Source organism: Amycolatopsis sp. NBC_00348 (genome assembly GCF_036114655.1).
Lineage (GTDB): Bacteria > Actinomycetota > Actinomycetes > Mycobacteriales > Pseudonocardiaceae > Amycolatopsis.
The window spans coordinates 3,725,171-3,744,155 of record NZ_CP107994.1 but is presented as its reverse complement, the minus strand read 5'-3'; the positions used below and the strand labels follow the sequence as shown (position 1 = coordinate 3,744,155).

General features: G+C 72.0%; 25 protein-coding genes. 11 read left to right on the top strand and 14 right to left on the bottom strand.

Annotated elements, in window-relative coordinates; all coding sequences use genetic code 11:
* Position 1: 1 nt before the first annotated feature.
* Positions 2 to 718 carry a transporter substrate-binding domain-containing protein gene (locus OHS58_RS15985; RefSeq protein ID WP_328648796.1) on the bottom strand — a complete coding sequence of 239 codons (717 nt, stop codon included), beginning with the start codon at positions 716 to 718 and terminating at the stop codon, positions 2 to 4.
* 124 nt (positions 719 to 842) lie between these two features.
* Between OHS58_RS15985 and OHS58_RS15980 the strand changes: the two genes are divergently transcribed.
* The 3 genes from OHS58_RS15980 to OHS58_RS15970 all read left to right on the top strand — a co-directional run bounded on the left by OHS58_RS15980 (position 843) and on the right by OHS58_RS15970 (position 2,020).
* Positions 843 to 1,106, top strand: coding sequence for a GlsB/YeaQ/YmgE family stress response membrane protein (locus OHS58_RS15980; protein WP_328648795.1), 264 nt, complete (start codon positions 843 to 845; stop codon positions 1,104 to 1,106).
* 168 nt (positions 1,107 to 1,274) lie between these two features.
* A complete protein-coding gene (locus OHS58_RS15975) occupies positions 1,275 to 1,568 on the top strand; it encodes a hypothetical protein (RefSeq protein WP_328648794.1) in 294 nt (97 codons plus the stop codon).
* A gap of 50 nt (positions 1,569 to 1,618) precedes the next feature.
* Positions 1,619 to 2,020, top strand: coding sequence for a hypothetical protein (locus OHS58_RS15970; protein ID WP_328648793.1), 402 nt, complete (start codon positions 1,619 to 1,621; stop codon positions 2,018 to 2,020).
* A 1-nt stretch (position 2,021) separates the two neighbouring features.
* On the opposite strand, the gene OHS58_RS15965 is transcribed toward OHS58_RS15970, so the two are convergent.
* Positions 2,022 to 2,150: a hypothetical protein gene (locus OHS58_RS15965; protein WP_326949076.1), complete on the bottom strand. Its 129-nt coding sequence runs from the start codon at positions 2,148 to 2,150 to the stop codon at positions 2,022 to 2,024.
* Between the two features lie 144 nt (positions 2,151 to 2,294).
* On the opposite strand from OHS58_RS15965, the gene OHS58_RS15960 reads away from it, so the two are divergent.
* Both OHS58_RS15960 and OHS58_RS15955 read left to right on the top strand, forming a co-directional pair.
* Positions 2,295 to 3,425 (top strand): sensor histidine kinase, encoded by a 1,131-nt coding sequence (locus OHS58_RS15960; protein WP_328648792.1) that lies wholly within the window; start codon positions 2,295 to 2,297, stop codon positions 3,423 to 3,425.
* Positions 3,422 to 4,096: a response regulator transcription factor gene (locus tag OHS58_RS15955; RefSeq protein ID WP_326949078.1), complete on the top strand. Its 675-nt coding sequence runs from the start codon at positions 3,422 to 3,424 to the stop codon at positions 4,094 to 4,096. Before OHS58_RS15960 ends, OHS58_RS15955 begins: the two co-directional genes overlap by 4 nt.
* Here the strand turns inward: OHS58_RS15955 and OHS58_RS15950 are convergent.
* The 7 genes from OHS58_RS15950 to OHS58_RS15920 form a co-directional block, all read right to left on the bottom strand.
* Positions 4,080 to 4,901, bottom strand: a complete 822-nt coding sequence (locus OHS58_RS15950) for a CPBP family intramembrane glutamic endopeptidase (RefSeq protein WP_328648791.1) — start codon at positions 4,899 to 4,901, stop codon at positions 4,080 to 4,082. The genes OHS58_RS15955 and OHS58_RS15950 overlap by 17 nt on opposite strands.
* A gap of 111 nt (positions 4,902 to 5,012) precedes the next feature.
* Positions 5,013 to 5,771 (bottom strand): SDR family NAD(P)-dependent oxidoreductase, encoded by a 759-nt coding sequence (locus OHS58_RS15945; protein WP_326949080.1) that lies wholly within the window; start codon positions 5,769 to 5,771, stop codon positions 5,013 to 5,015.
* Complete coding sequence (locus tag OHS58_RS15940) at positions 5,768 to 6,697, bottom strand: 3-keto-5-aminohexanoate cleavage protein (protein WP_328648790.1); 930 nt, start codon at positions 6,695 to 6,697, stop codon at positions 5,768 to 5,770. The genes OHS58_RS15945 and OHS58_RS15940 overlap by 4 nt, the downstream gene beginning before the upstream one ends.
* Complete coding sequence (locus OHS58_RS15935; protein ID WP_328648789.1) at positions 6,697 to 7,542, bottom strand: LLM class flavin-dependent oxidoreductase; 846 nt, start codon at positions 7,540 to 7,542, stop codon at positions 6,697 to 6,699. The genes OHS58_RS15940 and OHS58_RS15935 overlap by 1 nt, the downstream gene beginning before the upstream one ends.
* The gene (locus tag OHS58_RS15930; RefSeq protein WP_328648788.1) at positions 7,539 to 8,309 is read right to left on the bottom strand and encodes an HpcH/HpaI aldolase family protein; all 771 of its coding nucleotides are present in this window, start codon (positions 8,307 to 8,309) and stop codon (positions 7,539 to 7,541) included. The genes OHS58_RS15935 and OHS58_RS15930 overlap by 4 nt, the downstream gene beginning before the upstream one ends.
* Entirely contained in the window at positions 8,306 to 9,178 is an 873-nt protein-coding gene (locus OHS58_RS15925) for a hypothetical protein (RefSeq protein ID WP_328648787.1), read from the bottom strand. Before OHS58_RS15925 ends, OHS58_RS15930 begins: the two co-directional genes overlap by 4 nt.
* A 16-nt stretch (positions 9,179 to 9,194) precedes the next feature.
* Complete coding sequence (locus OHS58_RS15920; protein WP_326949085.1) at positions 9,195 to 10,085, bottom strand: DUF6282 family protein; 891 nt, start codon at positions 10,083 to 10,085, stop codon at positions 9,195 to 9,197.
* Positions 10,086 to 10,285: 200 nt separating this feature from the next.
* Here OHS58_RS15920 and OHS58_RS15915 point away from each other — a divergent pair, with 200 nt between their 5' ends.
* Together OHS58_RS15915 and OHS58_RS15910 are read left to right on the top strand one after the other, a co-directional pair.
* Positions 10,286 to 11,653 (top strand): MFS transporter, encoded by a 1,368-nt coding sequence (locus OHS58_RS15915; RefSeq protein WP_326949086.1) that lies wholly within the window; start codon positions 10,286 to 10,288, stop codon positions 11,651 to 11,653.
* Between the two features lie 62 nt (positions 11,654 to 11,715).
* Positions 11,716 to 12,672 carry a hypothetical protein gene (locus OHS58_RS15910; RefSeq protein ID WP_328648786.1) on the top strand — a complete coding sequence of 319 codons (957 nt, stop codon included), beginning with the start codon at positions 11,716 to 11,718 and terminating at the stop codon, positions 12,670 to 12,672.
* On the opposite strand, the gene OHS58_RS15905 is transcribed toward OHS58_RS15910, so the two are convergent.
* The gene (locus OHS58_RS15905) at positions 12,639 to 13,433 is read right to left on the bottom strand and encodes an IclR family transcriptional regulator (RefSeq protein WP_328648785.1); all 795 of its coding nucleotides are present in this window, start codon (positions 13,431 to 13,433) and stop codon (positions 12,639 to 12,641) included. The genes OHS58_RS15910 and OHS58_RS15905 overlap by 34 nt on opposite strands.
* 243 nt (positions 13,434 to 13,676) lie before the next feature.
* Between OHS58_RS15905 and OHS58_RS15900 the strand changes: the two genes are divergently transcribed.
* Positions 13,677 to 14,228, top strand: a complete 552-nt coding sequence (locus OHS58_RS15900) for a hemerythrin domain-containing protein (protein WP_247051276.1) — start codon at positions 13,677 to 13,679, stop codon at positions 14,226 to 14,228.
* Positions 14,229 to 14,230: 2 nt separating this feature from the next.
* Complete coding sequence (locus OHS58_RS15895) at positions 14,231 to 15,049, top strand: family 1 encapsulin nanocompartment shell protein (protein ID WP_326953752.1); 819 nt, start codon at positions 14,231 to 14,233, stop codon at positions 15,047 to 15,049.
* 36 nt (positions 15,050 to 15,085) lie between these two features.
* On the opposite strand, the gene OHS58_RS15890 is transcribed toward OHS58_RS15895, so the two are convergent.
* Entirely contained in the window at positions 15,086 to 15,955 is an 870-nt protein-coding gene (locus OHS58_RS15890) for an RNA polymerase sigma-70 factor (protein ID WP_328648784.1), read from the bottom strand.
* Between the two features lie 132 nt (positions 15,956 to 16,087).
* Here OHS58_RS15890 and OHS58_RS15885 point away from each other — a divergent pair, with 132 nt between their 5' ends.
* The gene (locus tag OHS58_RS15885) at positions 16,088 to 16,828 is read left to right on the top strand and encodes an SDR family oxidoreductase (RefSeq protein ID WP_328648783.1); all 741 of its coding nucleotides are present in this window, start codon (positions 16,088 to 16,090) and stop codon (positions 16,826 to 16,828) included.
* A complete protein-coding gene (locus tag OHS58_RS15880; RefSeq protein WP_328648782.1) occupies positions 16,813 to 16,962 on the top strand; it encodes a hypothetical protein in 150 nt (49 codons plus the stop codon). Before OHS58_RS15885 ends, OHS58_RS15880 begins: the two co-directional genes overlap by 16 nt.
* Before the next feature lie 73 nt (positions 16,963 to 17,035).
* On the opposite strand, the gene OHS58_RS15875 is transcribed toward OHS58_RS15880, so the two are convergent.
* From OHS58_RS15875 to OHS58_RS15865, 3 genes are all read right to left on the bottom strand, one after another.
* Positions 17,036 to 17,326, bottom strand: a complete 291-nt coding sequence (locus OHS58_RS15875) for a DUF1540 domain-containing protein (protein WP_247051281.1) — start codon at positions 17,324 to 17,326, stop codon at positions 17,036 to 17,038.
* Positions 17,327 to 17,503: 177 nt separating this feature from the next.
* Positions 17,504 to 18,103, bottom strand: a complete 600-nt coding sequence (locus OHS58_RS15870; RefSeq protein ID WP_328648781.1) for a dihydrofolate reductase family protein — start codon at positions 18,101 to 18,103, stop codon at positions 17,504 to 17,506.
* The gene (locus OHS58_RS15865; protein WP_328648780.1) at positions 18,100 to 18,909 is read right to left on the bottom strand and encodes a metalloregulator ArsR/SmtB family transcription factor; all 810 of its coding nucleotides are present in this window, start codon (positions 18,907 to 18,909) and stop codon (positions 18,100 to 18,102) included. The genes OHS58_RS15870 and OHS58_RS15865 overlap by 4 nt, the downstream gene beginning before the upstream one ends.
* Between the last annotated feature and the right edge of the window lie 76 nt (positions 18,910 to 18,985).

Here is an 18,985-nt window from a genome sequence, read left to right as displayed (position 1 = left end):
GTCAGCGGGCCGGGGGAGCGACGGCGGCGTCGGGCTGGCCTGCGCGCCGCAGCGCGTCGGCGATGAACCCGCTCGCCTTCAGCTCCTCGACGACGTCGTGCAGGAACGCGACGGTCCCGGGGCGGCGGTCCTTGCCCGTGCCGACGGCCTGCTCGATCTGCATGAACCGCTCGGGGACGACCCGGACGCCGGGGTGCGCGGCGGCGTAGGCGGTCATCGGCTGCCGGATGCCGGCCGCGGCTTCGAGGCCCTCGGTCTCGAACGTCGTGACGCCTTCGTCGCCGCGCACGACGCTCGCGTGCTCCAGCGTGCGGGAGAGGAACAGGTCGTAGGCGGAGCCCTGCTTCACGCCGATCCGGACGTCCGGCCGGTCGACGTCGGCCGGGGTGGTGAGCGCCGAGTCGCGCGGCACCACGTACACGCCCTCGATGACGACGTACGGCGCGGTGAACGCGACCTCCGTCGCGCGGGCCGGGTCGATCGCCAGGAAGCAGAGGTCGGCGGCGCCGGAGGTCAAGGCGTCGAACGACTTCCGCGCCGCGTCGAAGCAGGCGAACTCCACCGGGACGGCCAGCCGCGCGGCGACCTCGCGCGCGATGTCGACCGTGACGCCGGCCGGCGCGTCCGGGGTGCCCTGGGCGAGCACGGCGTTGCCCAGGTTGATCGAGGCGCGCAGGACGCCGGTCGGGGCGAGGTCTCCGGCGATCGGCGTTCCCATGGCCGGGACCCTAGCGGCGGGCCGGATGAGATCCAGGTCACGTCCACCTCACTCGGCGCGACGCCGCCACGCCCGGCTGCCATCCTGTGCCGTCTAGGTGGAGCGTGGATGAGAGGAGCAGTCCGTGGGCATCATCGGCTGGATCGTGCTGGGGCTCATCGCCGGCGTGATCGCGAAGATCCTGATGCCGGGCAAGGACCCCGGCGGCTGCATCATCACGATCCTGCTCGGCGTCGGCGGCGCGTTCGTCGGCGGCTGGGTGGGCAAGACGCTCTTCCACACCGACCTCGGCACGTTCTTCGACCTGCGCACCTGGGCTCTCGCCGTGCTGGGCGCACTGATCATCCTGGTCGGCTACCGCCTGATCTTCGGCAGCCGCCGCGACTGAGGTGCTTGACGCGCAAAGGTGACTGGCTCGCCTTTGCGCATCCGGGTGCCGACCCGGCACGGCAGCGTCCGCTGCCTCGTCCACCGCCCGGCATCCGGCCCGCAGTCACCTCGCGAAGGCGTTCGCGATCGTGCGGGAAACGTGAACCGGTGTGCGAGAGTGGCCGATGTGGACGAACCGACCGCGCGTGAACCGGCTTCGGTGGCCGAGCTCGCCCAGGTGCGGGCGTGGACGGTCACCGCGTCGAAGGGCTGGTGGCTCACCGCCGAGCGCACCGTCGACGTGCACGGCCGGCGCTGGGTCGTCGGGCTGACCCCGACCGCCGGCGGGGCGACCGCGTTGATGCTCTGGTGCGACGACGTCGTGGTGTCCCACCGGCGCGGCCCCGAACGCGCGCTCTGCGGGCTCGCGGCGCACTGGGTGACGAACCTCCTGGCGGGCCGGCCCTGGGAAGCCGGGTGATCCACTAGAGTGGGTGTCAGCCTGGGGGCCGCTACGCACGAGGAGAAACCGTGGCGACCACCACCACCGAAACACCGCACTGGACGATCGGCACCGCCGGCGACGTCGCCACCTTCACCCGGGTCCGGCCCGCGCCGGGCGGCCCGCGCGTGTGGAGCGGCCGGGGGCTCGCGCTGCCGGAAGCCGATCTGCCCACCTTCGGGAAGGCGCTCGGCGAGGTCATGAAGCTGCCGGTCTACTGGTCGGCGCGGGCCCGGGCCGAGGACCGCTCGGCAGGCGAGCAGGACGTGTGGTCGGCGCCGCGGCACGACCCCGACGACGGTTTTGTCCACATCGCGGGTCCGTGTCACCTGCCGGCAGAGGAGCCCGAAGCGGCTTTCACCCTGAGCTTGGTGCACGTCCGCGGCCTGCGCGTCCGGATCGCGGCGTACCTGCGCGACCGGGAGCTGTGACCTAGAAGGCCTGCTTGGCGAGCAGCCGGAACATCAGCCCGGCGACGAGGAGCAGCAGGCCGAGCAGGAAGAGCACGCCGATGCCGAGGACCAGCCCGCTCGCGCCGAGGGTGATGCCGATGATGACCACGAACCGCTCCTTCTTCGCGGGACGCGTCCCGCGTCCGGCCGGAAGCTGGCTACCCTCCCCGTGACCCGGTAAAACCCGCGTCCCCCACGTGGGTGACGGCGATCGGTGATCCGGCGGGGTCCGGGGCTCGCTAGGCTCCCCGCCATGCCGAAGCTGGGACGTCTCCGGAGCCGGTGGGCGGGGGTCTCGCTCGAGGTCCGGGACCGGGGCCTCGCGGTGGTCGTCACGGCCGCCGCGTTCGTGCCCGGGCTCGCCGTGCTCGGCGCCCAGTTCGGCGATCTGCCGCGGCACGACGGCGGGTTCCTCGCGGTCGTGCTGGTACTCGGGCAGACGCTCCCGCTGGCCGTGCGGACCCGCTGGCCCGCTGCGGCTTTTGCCGTGACCGCGGTCTGTTTCGCCGCGCACGAGGTGCTCGCGTACCCCACCACCGTCGGCAGCCTCGCCCTGTACTTCGCGCTCTACTCCGCCGGAGCGCACGAAGAGCGGTTCCGCCGGGCGCTGGTCTCGGCGGCGTCGGCCGGGTACGTCGTCTTCGCGGTCCTGCTGGCGCTTCGCGGGTCGCCGTCGGGACTGCTCGACTACGTCGTCTACTTCGCGGTGCTGACGCTGTTCTGGCTGCTGGGCGCCCTGGTGCGGCAACGGCGGCGGCAGGAAACCGAACGGCGGCGGCTCACCGCCCGCGCCGCCGCGGCCGAGGAACGCGCCCGGCTGGCCCGCGAACTGCACGACGTCGTCACCCACCACGTGACCGCCATGGTGGTGCAGGCCGACGCCGCCCGGTACCTGCCACCCGAGCGCGTCCCCGAAGTGCTCGCCACCATCACCGGCTCCGGCCGGGACGCCCTCACCGAGCTGCGGTTCCTGCTGGGCGTCCTCGAAGCCACCGGCGCGCGCACGCCGGGCCTGGGCGCGCTGCGCGCCCTCGTCGAGCAGCCGGGACGGGTGGTCGAGCTCGTCGAAGAGGGCGAACGCCCGGCGCTGCCTCCGGAAACGGAGCTCACGGCGTACCGGATCGTGCAGGAGGCGCTGACCAACGCGGCCAAGTACGCCGCCGGCCGGCCCGCGGCGGTGCGCGTCGGCTACCGCGCCGACCTCCTCGAAATCGAGGTGACCACCGAAGGCCCGGCGACGGCGGCCGGCGCCCTCGGGTCCGGCGGCCGCGGGCTGGCCGGGCTGCGGGACCGCGTCGACGCGCTCGGCGGCCGGTTCACCGCGGGCCCGTCGGGCGACGGGTTCGTGGTCAGTGCCCGGATTCCGACGAGGAGCGACGGATGACCGACGGCCCGATCCGGGTCCTGATCTGCGAGGACCAGGAGCTCATCCGCGCGGGGTACGTGACGGTGCTCGGTGCCCAGCCGGACCTCGACGTCGTGGGTCAGGCCGCGAACGGCCACGAGGCGCTCGCCGAGTTCGACCGGCTGCGCCCGGACGTCGTCGTGATGGACATCCAGATGCCGCTGCTGGACGGGATCGAGGTGACCCGCCGCATCGCCGGCCCCGAGGCGGCCGACCCGGCGAAGGTCCTGGTGGTCACGACGTTCAACGTCGACCGGTACGTCTACGACGCCCTGCGCGCCGGGGCGAGCGGGTTCCTGCTCAAGGACGCGCCGCTGGACGAGCTCGTCGAGGGCGTCCGCACGATCGCCCGCGGCGAGTCGCTGCTCGCGCCTTCGGTGACCCGGACGCTGATCGGCCGCTACGCCGACCGCATCCGCCCGGCCGCTCCCACCGGTGGCCCGCTGGAAGGGCTTGCCCGACGGGAGCTGGAGGTGCTGAAGCTGATCGCCAATGGCTTGTCGAACGCCGAGATCGCCGCCGAGCTGGTGCTGAGCGTGGAGACGGTGAAGACGTACGTCTCGCGGATCCTGACCAAGCTGGACCTGCGGGACCGGGTGCAGGCCGTGGTGCTGGCCTACCGGACCGGGCTGGTCAGCGCCGAGGGATGAGCTTCGCGCGGCGGAGCAGCAGCCCCGTCGTCACCAGGCAGCACAGCAGCGCGAACAGGCCGGCCTCCGGGCCGAACGACCCGCCGGTGAGCGCGTCCGGTCCGGAAAGGACGGTGCGCAGCAGGCCGGGTTCGCTGTCGGCGCCGGAGACCGCGGTGCCGAACACGCCGCCCTGCAGCCAGTTCCAGGCGAAGTGCAGGCCGATCGGCAGCCACAGCGACCGCGTGGCGGTGTAGGCGACGGCCAGCATCGTGCCGCCCTCGACGGCGATGGCGAGGGTGCCCCAGAGCGTGGCGTTGCCGTTGATCAGGTGCGTCAGGCCGAACAGCAGCGACGAGACCACGATCGCGATGACGCTGCCCGCGCGCTGCTCCAGGATGCGGTGCAGCACCCCGCGGAACAGCAGTTCCTCGGTCACCGCGACGGAAGCCATCGACCCGGCCACGCCCAGACAGGCCCAGAACGAGCCGCCGCTGATGTCGGCGTGGGTGAACACGATCGAGAGCAGCATGGTCGCGACGAAGGCGGCGCCGCCGATGAGCGCGCCGCGCCCGAGCCCGCTCCAGCGCCCGGCGGTGGCGAGTTCGGTGATCTCGTCCCGGTTCTCGACCCGCCGGGCCACCCATTTGTAGGCGAAGACGGCGCCGGCGGCCGCGCCGGCCCCGACCAGGAGGCGCAGGACCGGCACGCCCGCCACGAGCGCGTCCAGCCCGCGGGCCGCGATCAGCAGCACGGCGGTGGCGAGGAGCAGGACGGGGAACCGGAAGCGCTGCAGCCGGGGCTTCCGCTCGGTGGGGGTGGTCATCGGGGTTCCTCTCGCCGGACGTCTTTGTGGAGTGCGGCGAGATTACGAGCGCGGCGGGTGGTGTCACATCACTCCGTGACGGACATCCGGTGTAGCTCCCGAGAGGGACAATCAGGCGGTGAACCCGCCGTCCACCGGGAGGACGACGCCGCTGAGGTGGCTCGCCCGGTCGCTGAGCAGGAACGCCGCCGTGGCGCCCGCCTCGGCTCCGGTGCCGGCCTTCCGCAACGGCGTCGCCGCGATGCGTGCTTCCACACCGCCGGGGATGGTGCGGCGCAGCTCGTCGAGCATCGGGGACTCCGTCGGGCCGGGGGCGATCACGTTCACGCGGATGCCGAGCGGGCCGAAGTCGTGCGCGGCGGTGCGGGTCAGGCCGATGACCGCGTGCTTGGTGGCCTGGTAGGCGCCCATGCCGGAGCTGCCGCGCAGGCCGCCGATGCTGCTCACGTTGACGATCGCGCCGAACCCCTGCGCCTCCATCACCCGCACCTCCTCGCGCAGGCACAACCACGTGCCCTTGACGTTCACCGCCATGATCCGGTCGAAGTCGGCTTCCGGCACCGCGTCGAGCCGGCCGCCCTGGCCCATCGCGGCGTTGTTGTACGCGCCGTCGAGCCGGCCGAAGCGGGCGACCGTCGCGTCGACGAAGGCCGCGACGCTGTCCGCGTCCGCGACGTCTCCCGTCGTGTACGCGACGTCGTGGCCCGCCGCGTCGAGGGTTTTCGCCAGCGCCGCAAGGGGTTCCTCGGTGCGGGCGACGAGCATCACCGAAGCGCCGTCTTCGGCGAAGACGCGTGCCGCTTCGGCGCCGATGCCGGAGCTGGCGCCGACGACGAGGACGACCTTGTCCGCGAGCAGGGGGGTGCTCATGCGTTCTCCTTGGTAGCACCGCGAAGCGCGAGCATCGCCCGCGCTTCGTCCGGGGTGGCGATCTGCTTGCCCATGTCCTCGACGACGGCGCGGATCTTCCGCACCTGCTGGGCGTTGCTCTCCGCGAGCTTGCCCTTGCCGATCCACAGGCTGTCTTCGAGGCCCACGCGCACGTGCCCGCCGAGCCACGCGCTGTGCGTGCCGAACGCCAGCTGGTCGCGCCCGGCCGCGAACGCCGAGAACTGGTAGTCGTCGCCGAAGAGCTTGTCGGCGATCCGCACCATGTGCTCCAGGTTCGCGTGGTCGGCGCCGATGCCGCCGAGGACGCCGAACACGCCCTGGATCAGCAGCGGCGGCTTCGCCAGGCCCTGCTCGACGAAGTGGGCGAGCGAGTACAGGTGCCCGATGTCGTAACACTCGTACTCGAACCGGGTGCCGGCCGCGCCGAGCGTGCGCAGCGTGTGCTCGATCTTGTCGAAGGTGTTCACGAACGGGTGGGAGTAGGTGGTGAGCACGTAGGGCTTCTCCCAGTCGTGCTTCCACTCGGTGACCTTGTCGGCGATGCCCGAGTAGACGAAGTTCATCGAGCCCATGTTCATCGACGCGAGCTCGGGCCGCACGTGGTGGGCCGCCGCGAGCCGCTGGTCCATGGTCATCGACGACGCGCCGCCGGTGGTGATGTTGATGACGGCGTCGGTCTCGGCGGTGATCGGCTCGAGGATCTCGTCGAAGACCGCCGGTTCGAACGCGGGCCGCCCGTCGGGGTGCCGGGCGTGCAGGTGCACGACGGCCGACCCGGCGGCGATCGCTTCGAGGGCCGCCTTGCTCACCTCGGCGGCCGACAGCGGCAGGTAGGGGCTCTGGGACGGGATGTTCACCGACCCGGTGATCGCGGTCGTGATGATGACTTTCTCCGCTGCCCGCATCAGTTCTCCTGTTCGGCGAGGGCTCGGTAAGCGTCGAGTTTGGCGTCGTCCAGCGGGCCGACCAGGGTGACGGCGACCTGCGTCGCGCCCGCGTCGTACTGCTGCCGCAACGACTCGCGCACCTGGTCCGGGGTACCGCACGCGACTAGCGCGTCGACCAGCCGGTCGGACCCCGACGGCGCGAGGTCCGCGTCGGTGAAGCCGAGCCGGGTCAGCTTGGCGAGCTGGTGCGGCAGCGTCAGGTAGTAGGCGAGGCGCTCGCGGGCGACGTCGCGGGCCGCCGCCCGCGTCCGGCCGATCACGGCCCACTGGACGACCGACAGGAACAGGTCCGGCCCGATCGTCTCGCGTGCCCAGCGGGTGTGCTCGGGCGTGACGAGGAAGGTGAGCAGCCCGTCGGCGCGCTCGGCGGCCAGCCGGGTGATCCCCTCCGAGTACGCGCCGAGCACCCGCGGCACCGCCCGGGGCAGGATCGTCTCGACGCCGTCGAGGTAGTCCCGCAGGAACGGCAGCGGTCCGACCCCGCGTTCGCGGACCGCCCCGCTCACCCCGAGCCCGAGCACGTACCGGCCGGGGAAGCCCGCGGCGAGGTCCCGCGCCGCGGACGCCGCCGACTTCGGCACGCGTTCGAGCGCGCGGGCGACGCCGTTGCCGACGATCAGCCGTTCCGTGGACTGCAGCACGAGGGCCGCGGTCGTGACCGCCTCGCGCCCGGCGACCTCCGGGATCCAGACCATCCGGTGCCCGGCTTCTTCGAGCCCGCGGACGAACTTGATCACACCGTCGTGGTCGAGGTCGTCCAGCTCGGCGATCGACAACGCGGTGCGCGGCAGGGAAAGGGTCATCCGTCGGCTTCCCGGAACGCCTTGACCAAGGTCCGCGCGGCGTCGGCCAGCATCGTCGTGTCGTTGCTGAGCAGGACGAAGTCGCAGCCGTCACGCACCGCTTGCGCCGCGCGCTCGGGCGCGCCGCCGAACGCGAGCCCGCAGCGCTTGCCCGCGGTGTGCGCGGCCTCGATCGCCGACGCGATCAGGTCGAGCACCTCGGGCGACGACGGCGTCGAGCCCATCGACATCGACAGGTCCGCGGCGCCGACGAACACCGCGTCCACGGTGTCCAGCGCCAGGATCTCGGGCGCGGCCTTGATCGCCTCGACGCTCTCGAGCTGCGGGATGCACAGCACCTCGTCGTTGCCGGTGGCGAGGTACTCGGCGTTCGGGCGCAGGCCCCACGCCCCGGCGCGGCTGGTGCCGCCGGCGCCGCGGACGCCGTGCGGCGGGAACCGGCACGCGCGCCCGACCGCGGCCGCCTGCTCGACGGTGTCGACGTGCGGCACGAGGATGCCCATGGCGCCCGCGTCGAGGATCTTCTGGATGGTCGACGCCGTCGTGTCCGGCACCCGCACGACGGGCGTGACACCCAGCGCGGCGGCCGCGTTGATCAGGCGGTACGCGGTCTGCAGGTCGAGCGGCGCGTGCTCCAGGTCGATGACGACGAAGTCGAACCCGGCGTACGCCATGATCTCGACCGGCTCGCCCGACGCGATCTTCAGCCAGGTGCCCAGGGGAGTGGTCTCGCGGGCGAACAGCCCGCCGCCGGTGCGCGCGCTCACGGCATCGGGTAGTCGTCGGCGTTCAGGACCCAGCCCGGTTTCTCCGAGAAGTCCACGCGCGGCGGGCTGAAGATGTCGATGAGCTGGTTGACGCCCGGGTCGCTCGCCTCGGAGGTGTGCACGGTCGGCGGCGGGATGACCGTGACGGACGGGCTGCCGATCCGCACGTGCTCGTCGTCGTGCCACGTCGTCCGGTCGTTGAGCCAGGGCGTGCGGATGTGGTGGACGTACTCTCCTTGCACGGCAAGGGAAAGCTGCTCGAAGTCGTCGTGGTGGTGCGGCGAGAGCTTGCGCGGGTCGCGCGGGCCGTCCTGCTCGGGCAGGAAGTTGACCATGAACGCCCGGGTGCGGAAGATGCGGCCGAATCGCTTCGGGTCGTGCGGCACCTCGGAGAGCGGGTAGAACCGGACGCGGTTGCCGCCGGCGGGTTCCGGCCACCGCTGCAGGAGCGTGACGCGCGGGTGGTTTTCGGCGTACGCACCGGCGTTCGCGGACCGGTCGCGCCAGTCGCGTTCGGTCGCCTCGACCAGGCGGACGAGCGGGCCGTCACCCTCGACGCTGATCCGGGACGCGCCGGGCGGGGCGACGACGAGGCCGGGTTCGGCGATCCGGGTGGCGCCGTCGTCGGTGAAGAGGGTGAACGCGGGGGAGGCGCCGGTGACGATGATCGCCAGCTCGCCGGCGAGGTAGCCGTTGTCGAGGTCGTCACCGGAGTGCGCCTCGGTGTGGATCAGGATGACGTTCTGCGCGCGCACGACCTCGTTGTCGTGCAGGTCGAGGTACTGCGCGGTGGTGATCGCGGCGCCGCTGTCCGGCCGGGACGCGGTGGCCGTCGCGAGCGCGGACCGGGGATCGTCCTTTTCGTACACGGGGGAGTCCTTTCGCTCAGGCGTCGAGGTCGAGCAGGTAGGTGGGGTTGTCGCGGACCATGCGCCGCAGGTCCTTCTCCGGCACGCCGAGGTCGAGCAGCGCCTCGCCGACCCGCATCCACGCGTCGACCGGCTTCGGGTTGGCCTGCTGGCCGAAGTCCGAGGCCAGCACGATGTGCTCGGGACCGAGCTTCTCGATCCAGGTCAGCAGCTGCTTCGGGTCCCACTTCTGGGTGCCCTCGGGGTCGTACATGCCGACCTCGTGCTCGACGAACGCGCCGAGCTCGATCAGCTCGCGGCACAGCTCCGGGTCGGCGCCGATCACGAAGTCCGGGTGGCTGACGACCAGCCGCTTCATGCCGCGTTCCTTCGCCGCGGCGAAGAGCGTCTTGATGTACTCGGGGTACATGTGCCCGCCATTGAGGACGGCCTGCTGGTCCTTGATCTCGTCGAGGATCTCGATCGCCGCGGGCTTCAGCTCGCCGTTCTCGTCGACGATGTCGATGCGCTCCAGCGTCAGCGGCACGGTGGTGGTCGGGAAGGCGCCGTCCTCGGGGTGGCAGTCGATGTGCCGGCCTGAGGAGATTGTCGGGAACCAGACGACCTTGCCGCCCATGCGCAGGCACATGCGCACGGCGTGCACGTTGAGCCCGCCGACGGTGCTGTTCAGCGCGATGCCGCCGTAGACCTTCGCGGCGACGCCTTCGAGGCGCCCCTTCATCGCGAGGACGTCCATCTGGGTGTTGTGGTGGTGGGACTTCGCGACCATGGCGCGCAGCCCGATCCGGGCGCCGTCCTGCGCGGCCTCGACGTGGTCGAACCGGCGGGGGAACGGGCTGGGCCCGGAGTGGACGTGCATGTCGACCAGACCGTCCAGGACGGCGGCGATGGCGGGACGCTGGCTCATGGGCAGCCCTTCGTTCGCATTGTGAATTCAAAGTTCACTATAAGACCGCATGTCAACCCTAAAGCCACTCTTGTGCATCGCAGGACACATGCTTACGGTGTCATTCGTTCACTTCGTGAACACGCAGTTCGGATTGCACAGATCGTCGCGATGCGTGAGCTGCGGGTAGCCAGAGCCCTCAGAACCATCGGAGGACGACGATGTCCACACCGCCCCCCGCCGTGGAGCCGCAGACGCCGGCTCGTCCCCGAGTCCCGCACGGCCCGGACAGCGCCAAGGTGCGCGCCGCCGTCCGCGGCGGGACCCTCGCCTACTTCGTCGACCAGTTCGACATCTACCTGCCGATCGTGGTGCTCGCACCGGCGACGGCGTACTTCCAGGCGGCCAACCTGAGCGCGAGCACGACGGCGCTGCTGGCGTCGCTCGTGTTCGCGTCCACGCTCATCGGCCGCCCGCTCGGCGCGATCATCTTCGGCCACTTCGCCGACACCGTCGGGCGCAAGCGCACGACGCTGGTCGCGGTCGGCGGCTTCGGGGCCATCACGCTGCTGACCGCGTGCCTGCCCGGCCACGAGACGATCGGGGTGTGGTCGGTCGGCCTGCTCATCGGCCTGCGGTTCGTCGACGGGATCTTCCTCGGCGGCGAGTACACGACCGCGGTGCCGCTCGCGATGGAGTGGAGCCCGAAGCACAAGCGCGGCCTCTACGCCTCGATCATCACGTCGACCTCGCCCGCCGCGTACGCCGTGATCGCGGCGATCACGCTGCTGATGCTGCAGTTGCTGCCCTCGGCCGGGCTGCACAGCGCCTACGTCCAGTGGGGCTGGCGGATCCCGTTCTTCGTCGGCGCGGCGCTGGCGGTCGTGCTGTTCCGCTACTACCTCAAGAACGTGCACGAGACGCCGGCGGAGCTGACCGGCGAGAAGCACAAGATGCCGTTCGTCCGGCTGCTGGTGAAGTACCCGCGGGCGCTGGCGCAGGTGTTCGTGCTGATGACCGGCACCTGGCTGGCGACCAACATGGAAGCCGCCGTGACGCCCGCGCAGCTGAAGTCGCACCTCCTGCTCTCCAGCAAGGAGGTCACGATGACGATGCTCGTCATCAACGCCGCCGCCGCGCTCTCCTACCCGCTGTTCGGGCTGCTGTCCCAGCGCATCGGGCGAAGGCGGTTCTACATCGGCTACGGCCTCGCGGTCCTGGTGATCGGCGCCGGCTCCTACACGCTGCTGATGGCGTCGGACGGCGGTTTCGGCGCGGCGCTCGGCTGGGGTGTGCTGATCGGCATCTTCACCGTCGGCACGTTCGGCCCGATCGCGGCGTACCTGACCGAGCGGTTCCCGGCGAGCATCCGCTCCACCGGCTACGGCGTCGGCTACAGCCTCGCGCTCATCGCCCCGGCGTTCTACCAGTTCTACCTGCAGCGGTTCGACGGCGTCATGCCCGCGCACCTGGCGCCCGCGGTGCTCATCGCGCTCGCCGGCGTGCTGATCAGCCTGGGCGGGTTCCTCGGCCCGGAGACCAAGGACGTCGACATGGGCGACGACAGCACGATCCCGGCACTGTCCTGATCGGACAACCGGGTGGGTTCGCCACCGCCAACCCGGTCTGGGTCGGCTCCTCCGAGCTGACCATGACCCGCGAAGGGCTCTTCGCCTGCATCGACGCGGGGGCCGGGGCGGTGGTGGCGAAGTCCGTCAACGAGAGCGCCGCCGCCCGGCGCCAGCTGGACATCGCGGACTACGCGTTCGTCTCGCCCGGCGGCGCGGTCCGGCCGCCGGGCGAAGCGCGTCTCGGCGACGGCCTGCTCAACCGTTCCGGCCTCGCCCAGGTGGACCTGGACGACTGGCTCTCGATCCTGTCCGACGCGGTCGCGTACGGCGCCCCGCGAGGCTGTCCGGTCATCGGCAGCATCACCCTCGGCGAACCCGCCGCGGCCGCGCGCATCGGGCGTTCCCTGGCGTCGGTGGTGCCCGCGGTCGAGCTGAACATCGGCGCCCCGCACGGCCGCGAGGCGTCCGCGGTGCGCCAGCTGACCGAAGCGGACGCGGTGGGCGAAGCCGTCCGGACCGTGCGGGACGCCGTCGACGTGCCGCTGTTCGTCAAGCTGCCCGGTCAGGCGTCCGACGTCGTCGCGCTCGCCCGCGCGGCCCGCTCGGCGGGCGCCGACGCGATCGGCCTGGTCGGCCGCTACCCGGGCTTCCTGCCCGACCTCGACGGCGGCGCGGTCCTCGGCTCCTGGGGCGCGTGGAGCGCGCCCGGGTGCCTGCCGATGAGCCTGTACTGGGTCGGCAAAACGCGCCTGGCCCTGGGCGCGGACGTGCCGCTGATCGGCACCAACGGCGCCCGCACCGCCGACGACGTCCGGCGGTTCCTCGCCTCGGGCGCGTCGGCCGTCGAGGTCGTCACGGCGTTGTGGATCGAGGGTCCCGGGGTGATCGCGAAGCTGGTCGCCGGGCTGGAAGACCTGGACCTGGCGACGTTCGTGGGCAGCGCGCTGGCCGGGGCGCGGGAGTACGCCCAGATCCCGCCGCTGCCGTCGCCGGCCTGGTTGCCCTACACCGCGCGGCTGAGGTCGTCCGGGCGGTAGTGGCCGCCCAGCTCGTGCGTCAGCTCGCGCGCCGCGTCGGCGATGACCCGCAGCTCGGGCGCGTCGTCCGACATCGAGAGCGTGTTGTCCGGGCCGACGATGGCGATGGCGGCGCAGATGCCGTACTCGTCGAACACCGGCGCGGCCACCGCGACGACGCCCGGTGTGCTCATCGCGGAACAGTGGCCCACTTCGCGAACGCGTTCGACGTCTTCGCGCAGCTCGTCGCGCGCCGAACCGGACAGGTTCGCCATCAGGCGTTCCATCGACAGCTGGTCGGCGTGGTAGGCCAGGAACACCTTGCTCTGCGCCGTGTCCAGCGGCAGGTGGCTGCCGACGCGCACCGATACGACGACGATCGTCGAGACGTTCTCCTCGACCCGCGACACCACCGGGCCGGTGAGGCCCCACAGGCTGAGCACGACGCTGGTCTGCGTGGCGCGCGAGAGCGCCTGCATGTGCCGCGGGGCGAGGTTGACGACGCGGCGGTGGCCGATGGCGAACGCGCCCAGCTGCAGCAGCAGGCCACCGGGGACGTACCCGCCCTCGGCGCTGCGTTCGAGCAGGCCGGCCGCGACCAGGGACGTGCAGTAGCGGTACGCGGTGGTGCGGTTCAGGCCGAGCCGTTCGGCGATCTCGCCGGCCGTCACCTCCGGCGTGGCCGGGTCGAACAACGCCAGGATCTGGCTGACGCGGCTCACCGCCTGGATGTCCGCCTGATCGGCGCGCGTGGCCTCCGGCGACCGGGTCGGTTTGGTCACGGGGAGCCTCCGGCGAGCGGTGATCGAGGGCGTGAAAAGGATGTTCACTTCGTGAACACGTCCGTAGGCTACCCGACCCGGGCCCCGTTCACGGGCACCCTCGTAAGGGTGAAAACGCCGCGTCCGGCCGGGCACGGCACCCGGCCGCGCCGGAGACTGGCGGTCCGGTGTTTTCCGGTGCCGGGGACGGGGTAGAGACGGGCATGGCTACTTCCACCACACCGCGGGTCAGGGGCTGACCGCATGGCCGACATCACCAGCCTCATCCTCGACGACCACGACTGGTTCCGGCGGCAGTTCGCCCGCATGGACGACATCTCCGACGCCGGTGAGCTGGCGGCGGTCTGGCAACCGCTGGCCGACCTGCTCGACGTGCACGCGCGGGCGGAGGAGGAGATCTTCTACCCGCACCTGCTCCGCCGCGGCGAAGACGCGAAGGAGGAGACGCTCGACGCGATCGGCGACCACAACGACATCCGCGACGGCGTCCACGAGGCCGCGTTGCACCCCGTCGGCAGCACCGCTTGGCTCGACGCCGTCCGGAAGGCCAGGATGGCGAACAGCGAGCACATGGCCGAGGAGGAGGACGAGGGTTTGGCCGACTTCCGGCGTCACGCCGACCCCGGTCTGCGCGAAGAGCTCGGCCGCAAGTTCGTCGAGTTCAAGCGGCAGCACGAGGGTGCGCGCGATCTCGACGTCAGCGACATCGACCCGGAAGAGTACGTCGAAGCGGAACTCGGTACCGGGCCCGGCGACGGCTCACTCGGTATCGGCAGCCTCAAGGAACGGGATTGAACATGAACCACCTGATGCGCGGTCTGGCCCCGATCTCGGACGCGGGGTGGAAGGAGGTCGACGCCGAGGCGAAGGAACGGCTGCACACCCACCTCGCCGCCCGGCGCCTGGTCGACGTCGCCGGTCCGCACGGCTGGCAGTACTCCGCCACCGACCTGGGCCGGACCACTTCGCTCAAGGGGTCCTCCCTGCCCGACGGTGAGGAAGGCGTCCTCGTGCGGCAGCGCCGGGTGCTGCCGCTGGCCGAGGTCCGCGTCCCGTTCACCGTGTCCCGCACGGAGCTGGACGACGCCGAGCGCGGCGCCGACGACTTGGAGTTCGACGACCTCGACCGCGCGGCGAAGCAGATCGCGATGGTCGAGAACCGCGCGGTGTTCCACGGCTGGGCGGCGGCGGGGATGACCGGCATCGCCGAGACGTGCCCGTACGACCGGCCGGCGCTGGGGGAGAACGCCGAGGCGTACCCCGGCGTGATCGCCCGGGCGGTGGACACGCTGCGCCGCGCGGGCATCGACGGCCCGTACGGCCTCGCGATCGGCCCGGCGGGCTACACCCGGATCGTGGAGAGCACCGAGCACGGCGGCCAGCTGGTCTTCGACCACGTCCGCCGCGTCCTCGGCGGCGGCAAGATCGTCCGCGCCCCCGGCCTGGACGGCGCGATGGTCCTGAGCCTCGCCGGCGGCGACTTCTTCCTGGAGCTGGGCCAGGACCTCGCGGTCGGCTACAGCCACCACGACGCCGAGAGCGTGACGCTGTACCTGGAGGAGAGCTTCAGCTTCCGGGTGTCGGAGCCGGACGCCGCGATCACCCTCACGGCCTGAGCGCGTGAGCCGGTCCGTCCTCAGTGGACGGACCGGCTACACCGCCGCGAGCTTGGCGGGGTTCATCATCCAGAAGACCTGGTCGATGCCCTCGGCCGAGGCCGCGACGGTCAGGACCGCGAACGCGACGCCGTCACGCCGCAGGACAACGGCGTCCAGGCCGTTGACGATCACCGGCGCCACCTCGACACCCACCCAGAAGCGGTCCGCGAACGCGCGGACGTACTTCGCCACCGTCGTCGCGCCGTGGACCGGGACGCGCGACGCGCGGGCGACGCCGCCGCCGTCGGAGCAGCTCACCACGTCCGCCGCGAACAGGTCCTCCAACGCCGCCAGGTCGCCCGCCTGGGCCGCGGCGACGAACGCCGTCAGCAGGCGCCGCTGCTCGGGGGCGCTCGCCGGGGCGCGGCGGCCGGCCGCGAGGTGCTTGCGGGCGCGGCTGACCAGCTGGCGGGCCGTGGGTTCCGTCGTCCGGACGATCTCGGCGATCTGCCGGTACGGGTAGTCGAACGCTTCGCGCAGCACGTACGCCGCGCGCTCGGTCGGCGTCAGGCTTTCCAGCAGCACCAGGACCGCGAGTTCCAGCGCCGCGGCGCGTTCGGCACCGAGCTGCGGGTCGGCCGAGGTGTCCACCGGCTCCGGCAGCCACGGCCCGACGTAGGTCTCGTGCCGCGCGCGGGCGGTCTTGCCCGCGTTGATGGCCAGCCGCGTGGTCGTCGTGGCGAGGTAGGCGGCCGGATTGGTGACGGCCGACCGGTCGCAGGTCTGCCACCGCAGCCAGACCTCCTGCAGCAGGTCTTCGGCGTCGGCCACGCCGCCCAGCATCCGGTAGGCGATGCCGAACAACCGCGGCCGGACCTCGGCGAAGACAGCGGCCGCGTCGTCCAGGTCGGCGGTCACGTCCATGAATCCCCTTCGCCACACCGTTTCGGGCCTGGCCCTGAGCCTAGCGGTGGCCGCGGTGTGAGGCAGGTCGCTGTCACGTTCCGGCGGGCTGTCTTGTCTTCCCTGACGAACACCACCGACGAAAGGAACACCATGAAGATCGTCGTCATCGGCGGTACCGGACTCATCGGCTCGACCGTCGTGGCCCGGCTGGGGGAGCACGGCCACCAGGCGGTGCCCGCCGCGCCCAGCACCGGCGTGGACACGATCACCGGCGAAGGGCTGAAGGAAGTGCTGCAGGGCGCGGACGTCCTGGTCGACGTGTCGAACTCGCCGTCGTTCGCGGACGACGACGTCATGGCGTTCTTCCGCACCGCGACCGGGAACCTCGTCGACGCGGCCGAAGAAGCCGGGGTCGGGCACTACGTCGCGCTCTCCGTGGTCGGCTCGGAGCGGCTGCCCGAGTCCGGCTACCTGCGGGCGAAAGTCGCGCAGGAAGCGCTGATCGAGGACGCCGGCCTGCCTTACACGATCGTGCGCGCGACCCAGTTCTTCGAGTTCGCCGGCGGCATCGCGGACACCGCGACGACGGACGGCGTCGTGCGCCTGCCCAGCGGCGGGGTCCAGCCGATCGCGGCCGCCGAGGTGGCCGCGGCGGTCGGCCGGGCCGCGGCCGGTGCGCCGGTCGGCGGCACGATCGAGATCGGCGGCCCGGAGGTGTTCGGCCTCGACGAGTGGGTCCGCACGGTGCTGGCCGCGCGGTCCGACGCGCGCGAGGTCGTCTCCGACCCGCGGGCACGCTATTTCGGGACGCTGCTGGAGAAGGACAGCCTCCTGCCGGGGCCGGGCGCGCAGGTCGCGGAGACCCGGCTGGCGGAGTGGCTGGCCCGCTGACGCGGGTGATCGGCTCCGGCGGCGCGGGCCGCACCGACGCCGCACTGTCCACTATGGACGCCGAGGACGCGTGGCAGCACGCGGCATGGGCGACCCCGAACGGTGCGCCACCGGCGCACCGCGTCCGCGAGTGACCTCGACCCCGGCCGGGAAGCCGGTCGGGGTGAGGTGTCCCGGGTGGACGCGCGGCGTCCACCCGGGGCCGGCCTACTTCTGGTAGGTCAGGCAGTTCGCCGTGCCGCCGCCGGCGCCGATCCGGACGCTCGAGGCGGTGCACTCCAGCGCCGCGTTGTGCCGGCAGTCCGCGCGGGAGCAGGCGCCGACCTGCGCGGTGACGCGGTCGAGGCCGCCCTTGGTGTTCAGCGGCACGAAGGTGCCGCAGTCGGCCGAGCCGTTGTCGCCGCCGACGGTGATCGCGAAGGCGTGGCAACCGTCGTCGTTGTAGGAACAGCCGCTGACGGTGCACTCGTGGACGGCAGGCATTTCGGTCGTCGTCATACCGGGCTCCCGGGTTTCGTGGTGGTGGTGTGCGTTCGGGCGCGTCCGACGCTGCCACCGGCTCCGGAACCCGGCAATCCGGATGGTGATCTTTCACTCGGCTTCCCGCCCCGGTCGGGTGATCGGGGCGCGACACCCCCGCCGCGTCGACAAAGCGCTTCGGGTGAAGCCGCCGGTTCAGCGCACGCGGTCGTAGATCACGGCGGTTTCGCCCAGCGCCCCGGCTTCGTGGCGGGCGAGCGTCCATTTGCTCGCGGGCAGGCCGTCCTCGAACAGGCGGCCGCCGCCACCGGTGATCTCGGGGCAGATCAGCAGGTAGAGCCGGTCGATCAGGTCCGCCGCGAGGAGCGGCTTGATGACGCTCGCGCTGCTGTTGACGAGGATCTCGCCCACGCCGGTGGTCTTGAGGTCGGTGACGACGTCGGCCGCGGGGGCGTTCACGACGCGGGCGCGCTCCCACGGCGCCTCGGTCAGGGTGGTCGACAGGACGACCTTCTCCGTGTCGACGAGCCACTTCGCGTAGCCGCGGTCACGCGGGTCGGCGTTCTCGTCCCCGGCGACCGACGGCCAGAAGCCGAGGAAGCCTTCGGCGTTGTTGCGGCCGAGCACCGCCGTCGTCGCGTTCTCCCAGATGCGCGTCATGTGGTCCCGGGCGACGTCGGTGGTCACGTACGGGGCGATGGCGCCGAAGTCGGCGGGGCCGGCGGGGCCGTTGTAGTGCCCGTCGAGGGTGAGGGCGATGTTCGCGGTGACCTTGCGGCCGGTGGTGCTGGTCATGAGCGTGGTCCTTCTTGTCGGGTGAGTGTGGCGGTGAGGTGGTCGAGCACCTGGCCCCAGCCGGTTTCGATCCCGGCGACGAACGCGGCGGCCTCGACGGTCGTTTCGGTGATGCGCAGGCCGAGCCGCAGGCGGGTGCCGCCAGGGGCCGCGGTCAGCGTCAGGTCGTAGTGGCCGGTGAAGGAGACCTGCCCGGCCGCGTCGAGCACCGAGAGCTCGAACGCGAGGTGCCCGGGTCCGTCGGCGGCGTGGACCCGCCCTTCGGAGCGGTAGTGCCCTTCGGCGTCGCGGTAGTCGAGCACGACGCGCCCGCCGGGTGCCGGCTCGAGGACGCACTCGGTGATCGTCAGCGACGGCGGCGCCCACCACGACGCGAGCAGGTCCGGGTCGACCCAGTGCTGCCAGACGACGTCCGGGGCCACCGGCAGGACGCGGTCGAAGGAGAAGGTGCGCCCGTCCGCCCACCGCCGCCGGTCTGCGGCGGCGGTCTCCGCCTCGATCGCGGCTTGGTAGCGCGTCAGGACGTCCCGGGTGCCGGCGTGCGCCTCGATGGCGCCGACCAGTTCCCGCAGCCGCGCTTCGAGAGCGGCGAGCGGGCCGGCTTCGAGCGCGTAGACCCGGCGCTGCCCGAGCGGGGCCATGGTGACGAGGCCGGCGCGGGCGAGGGTCTGCAGGTGCTTGGTGGTCTGCGGTTGCCGCAGGCCGGTGCTCTCGGCCAGCTCGCCGACGGACCGCGGCCGCTCCGCGAGGAGCTCCACGATGCGCCACCGCGCTCCGTCTCCCAGTGCTGCCGCGATCTCGTTCATGCCCTGAAGTATTCACCTTAGAGAATATTCTTGTCAAGGAATATCTTCGGGCGCGATCTTGGCCGCCGGATCGGGT

Excerpts from the sequence above, each read along its gene's own strand:
- OHS58_RS15865 (WP_328648780.1), bottom strand. The coding sequence starts at position 18,909 with ATGAACGAGATCGCGGCAGCACTGGGAGACGGAGCGCGGTGGCGCATC.
- OHS58_RS15945 (WP_326949080.1), bottom strand. The coding sequence starts at position 5,771 with ATGAGCACCCCCCTGCTCGCGGACAAGGTCGTCCTCGTCGTCGGCGCC.
- OHS58_RS15915 (WP_326949086.1), top strand. The coding sequence starts at position 10,286 with ATGTCCACACCGCCCCCCGCCGTGGAGCCGCAGACGCCGGCTCGTCCC.
- OHS58_RS15940 (WP_328648790.1), bottom strand. The coding sequence starts at position 6,697 with ATGCGGGCAGCGGAGAAAGTCATCATCACGACCGCGATCACCGGGTCG.
- OHS58_RS15910 (WP_328648786.1), top strand. The coding sequence starts at position 11,716 with ATGACCCGCGAAGGGCTCTTCGCCTGCATCGACGCGGGGGCCGGGGCG.
- OHS58_RS15870 (WP_328648781.1), bottom strand. The coding sequence starts at position 18,103 with ATGACCAGCACCACCGGCCGCAAGGTCACCGCGAACATCGCCCTCACC.
- OHS58_RS15920 (WP_326949085.1), bottom strand. The coding sequence starts at position 10,085 with ATGAGCCAGCGTCCCGCCATCGCCGCCGTCCTGGACGGTCTGGTCGAC.
- OHS58_RS15960 (WP_328648792.1), top strand. The coding sequence starts at position 2,295 with ATGCCGAAGCTGGGACGTCTCCGGAGCCGGTGGGCGGGGGTCTCGCTC.
- OHS58_RS15950 (WP_328648791.1), bottom strand. The coding sequence starts at position 4,901 with ATGACCACCCCCACCGAGCGGAAGCCCCGGCTGCAGCGCTTCCGGTTC.
- OHS58_RS15875 (WP_247051281.1), bottom strand. The coding sequence starts at position 17,326 with ATGACGACGACCGAAATGCCTGCCGTCCACGAGTGCACCGTCAGCGGC.
- OHS58_RS15955 (WP_326949078.1), top strand. The coding sequence starts at position 3,422 with ATGACCGACGGCCCGATCCGGGTCCTGATCTGCGAGGACCAGGAGCTC.
- OHS58_RS15900 (WP_247051276.1), top strand. The coding sequence starts at position 13,677 with ATGGCCGACATCACCAGCCTCATCCTCGACGACCACGACTGGTTCCGG.
- OHS58_RS15890 (WP_328648784.1), bottom strand. The coding sequence starts at position 15,955 with ATGGACGTGACCGCCGACCTGGACGACGCGGCCGCTGTCTTCGCCGAG.
- OHS58_RS15935 (WP_328648789.1), bottom strand. The coding sequence starts at position 7,542 with ATGACCCTTTCCCTGCCGCGCACCGCGTTGTCGATCGCCGAGCTGGAC.
- OHS58_RS15985 (WP_328648796.1), bottom strand. The coding sequence starts at position 718 with ATGGGAACGCCGATCGCCGGAGACCTCGCCCCGACCGGCGTCCTGCGC.
- OHS58_RS15895 (WP_326953752.1), top strand. The coding sequence starts at position 14,231 with ATGAACCACCTGATGCGCGGTCTGGCCCCGATCTCGGACGCGGGGTGG.
- OHS58_RS15885 (WP_328648783.1), top strand. The coding sequence starts at position 16,088 with ATGAAGATCGTCGTCATCGGCGGTACCGGACTCATCGGCTCGACCGTC.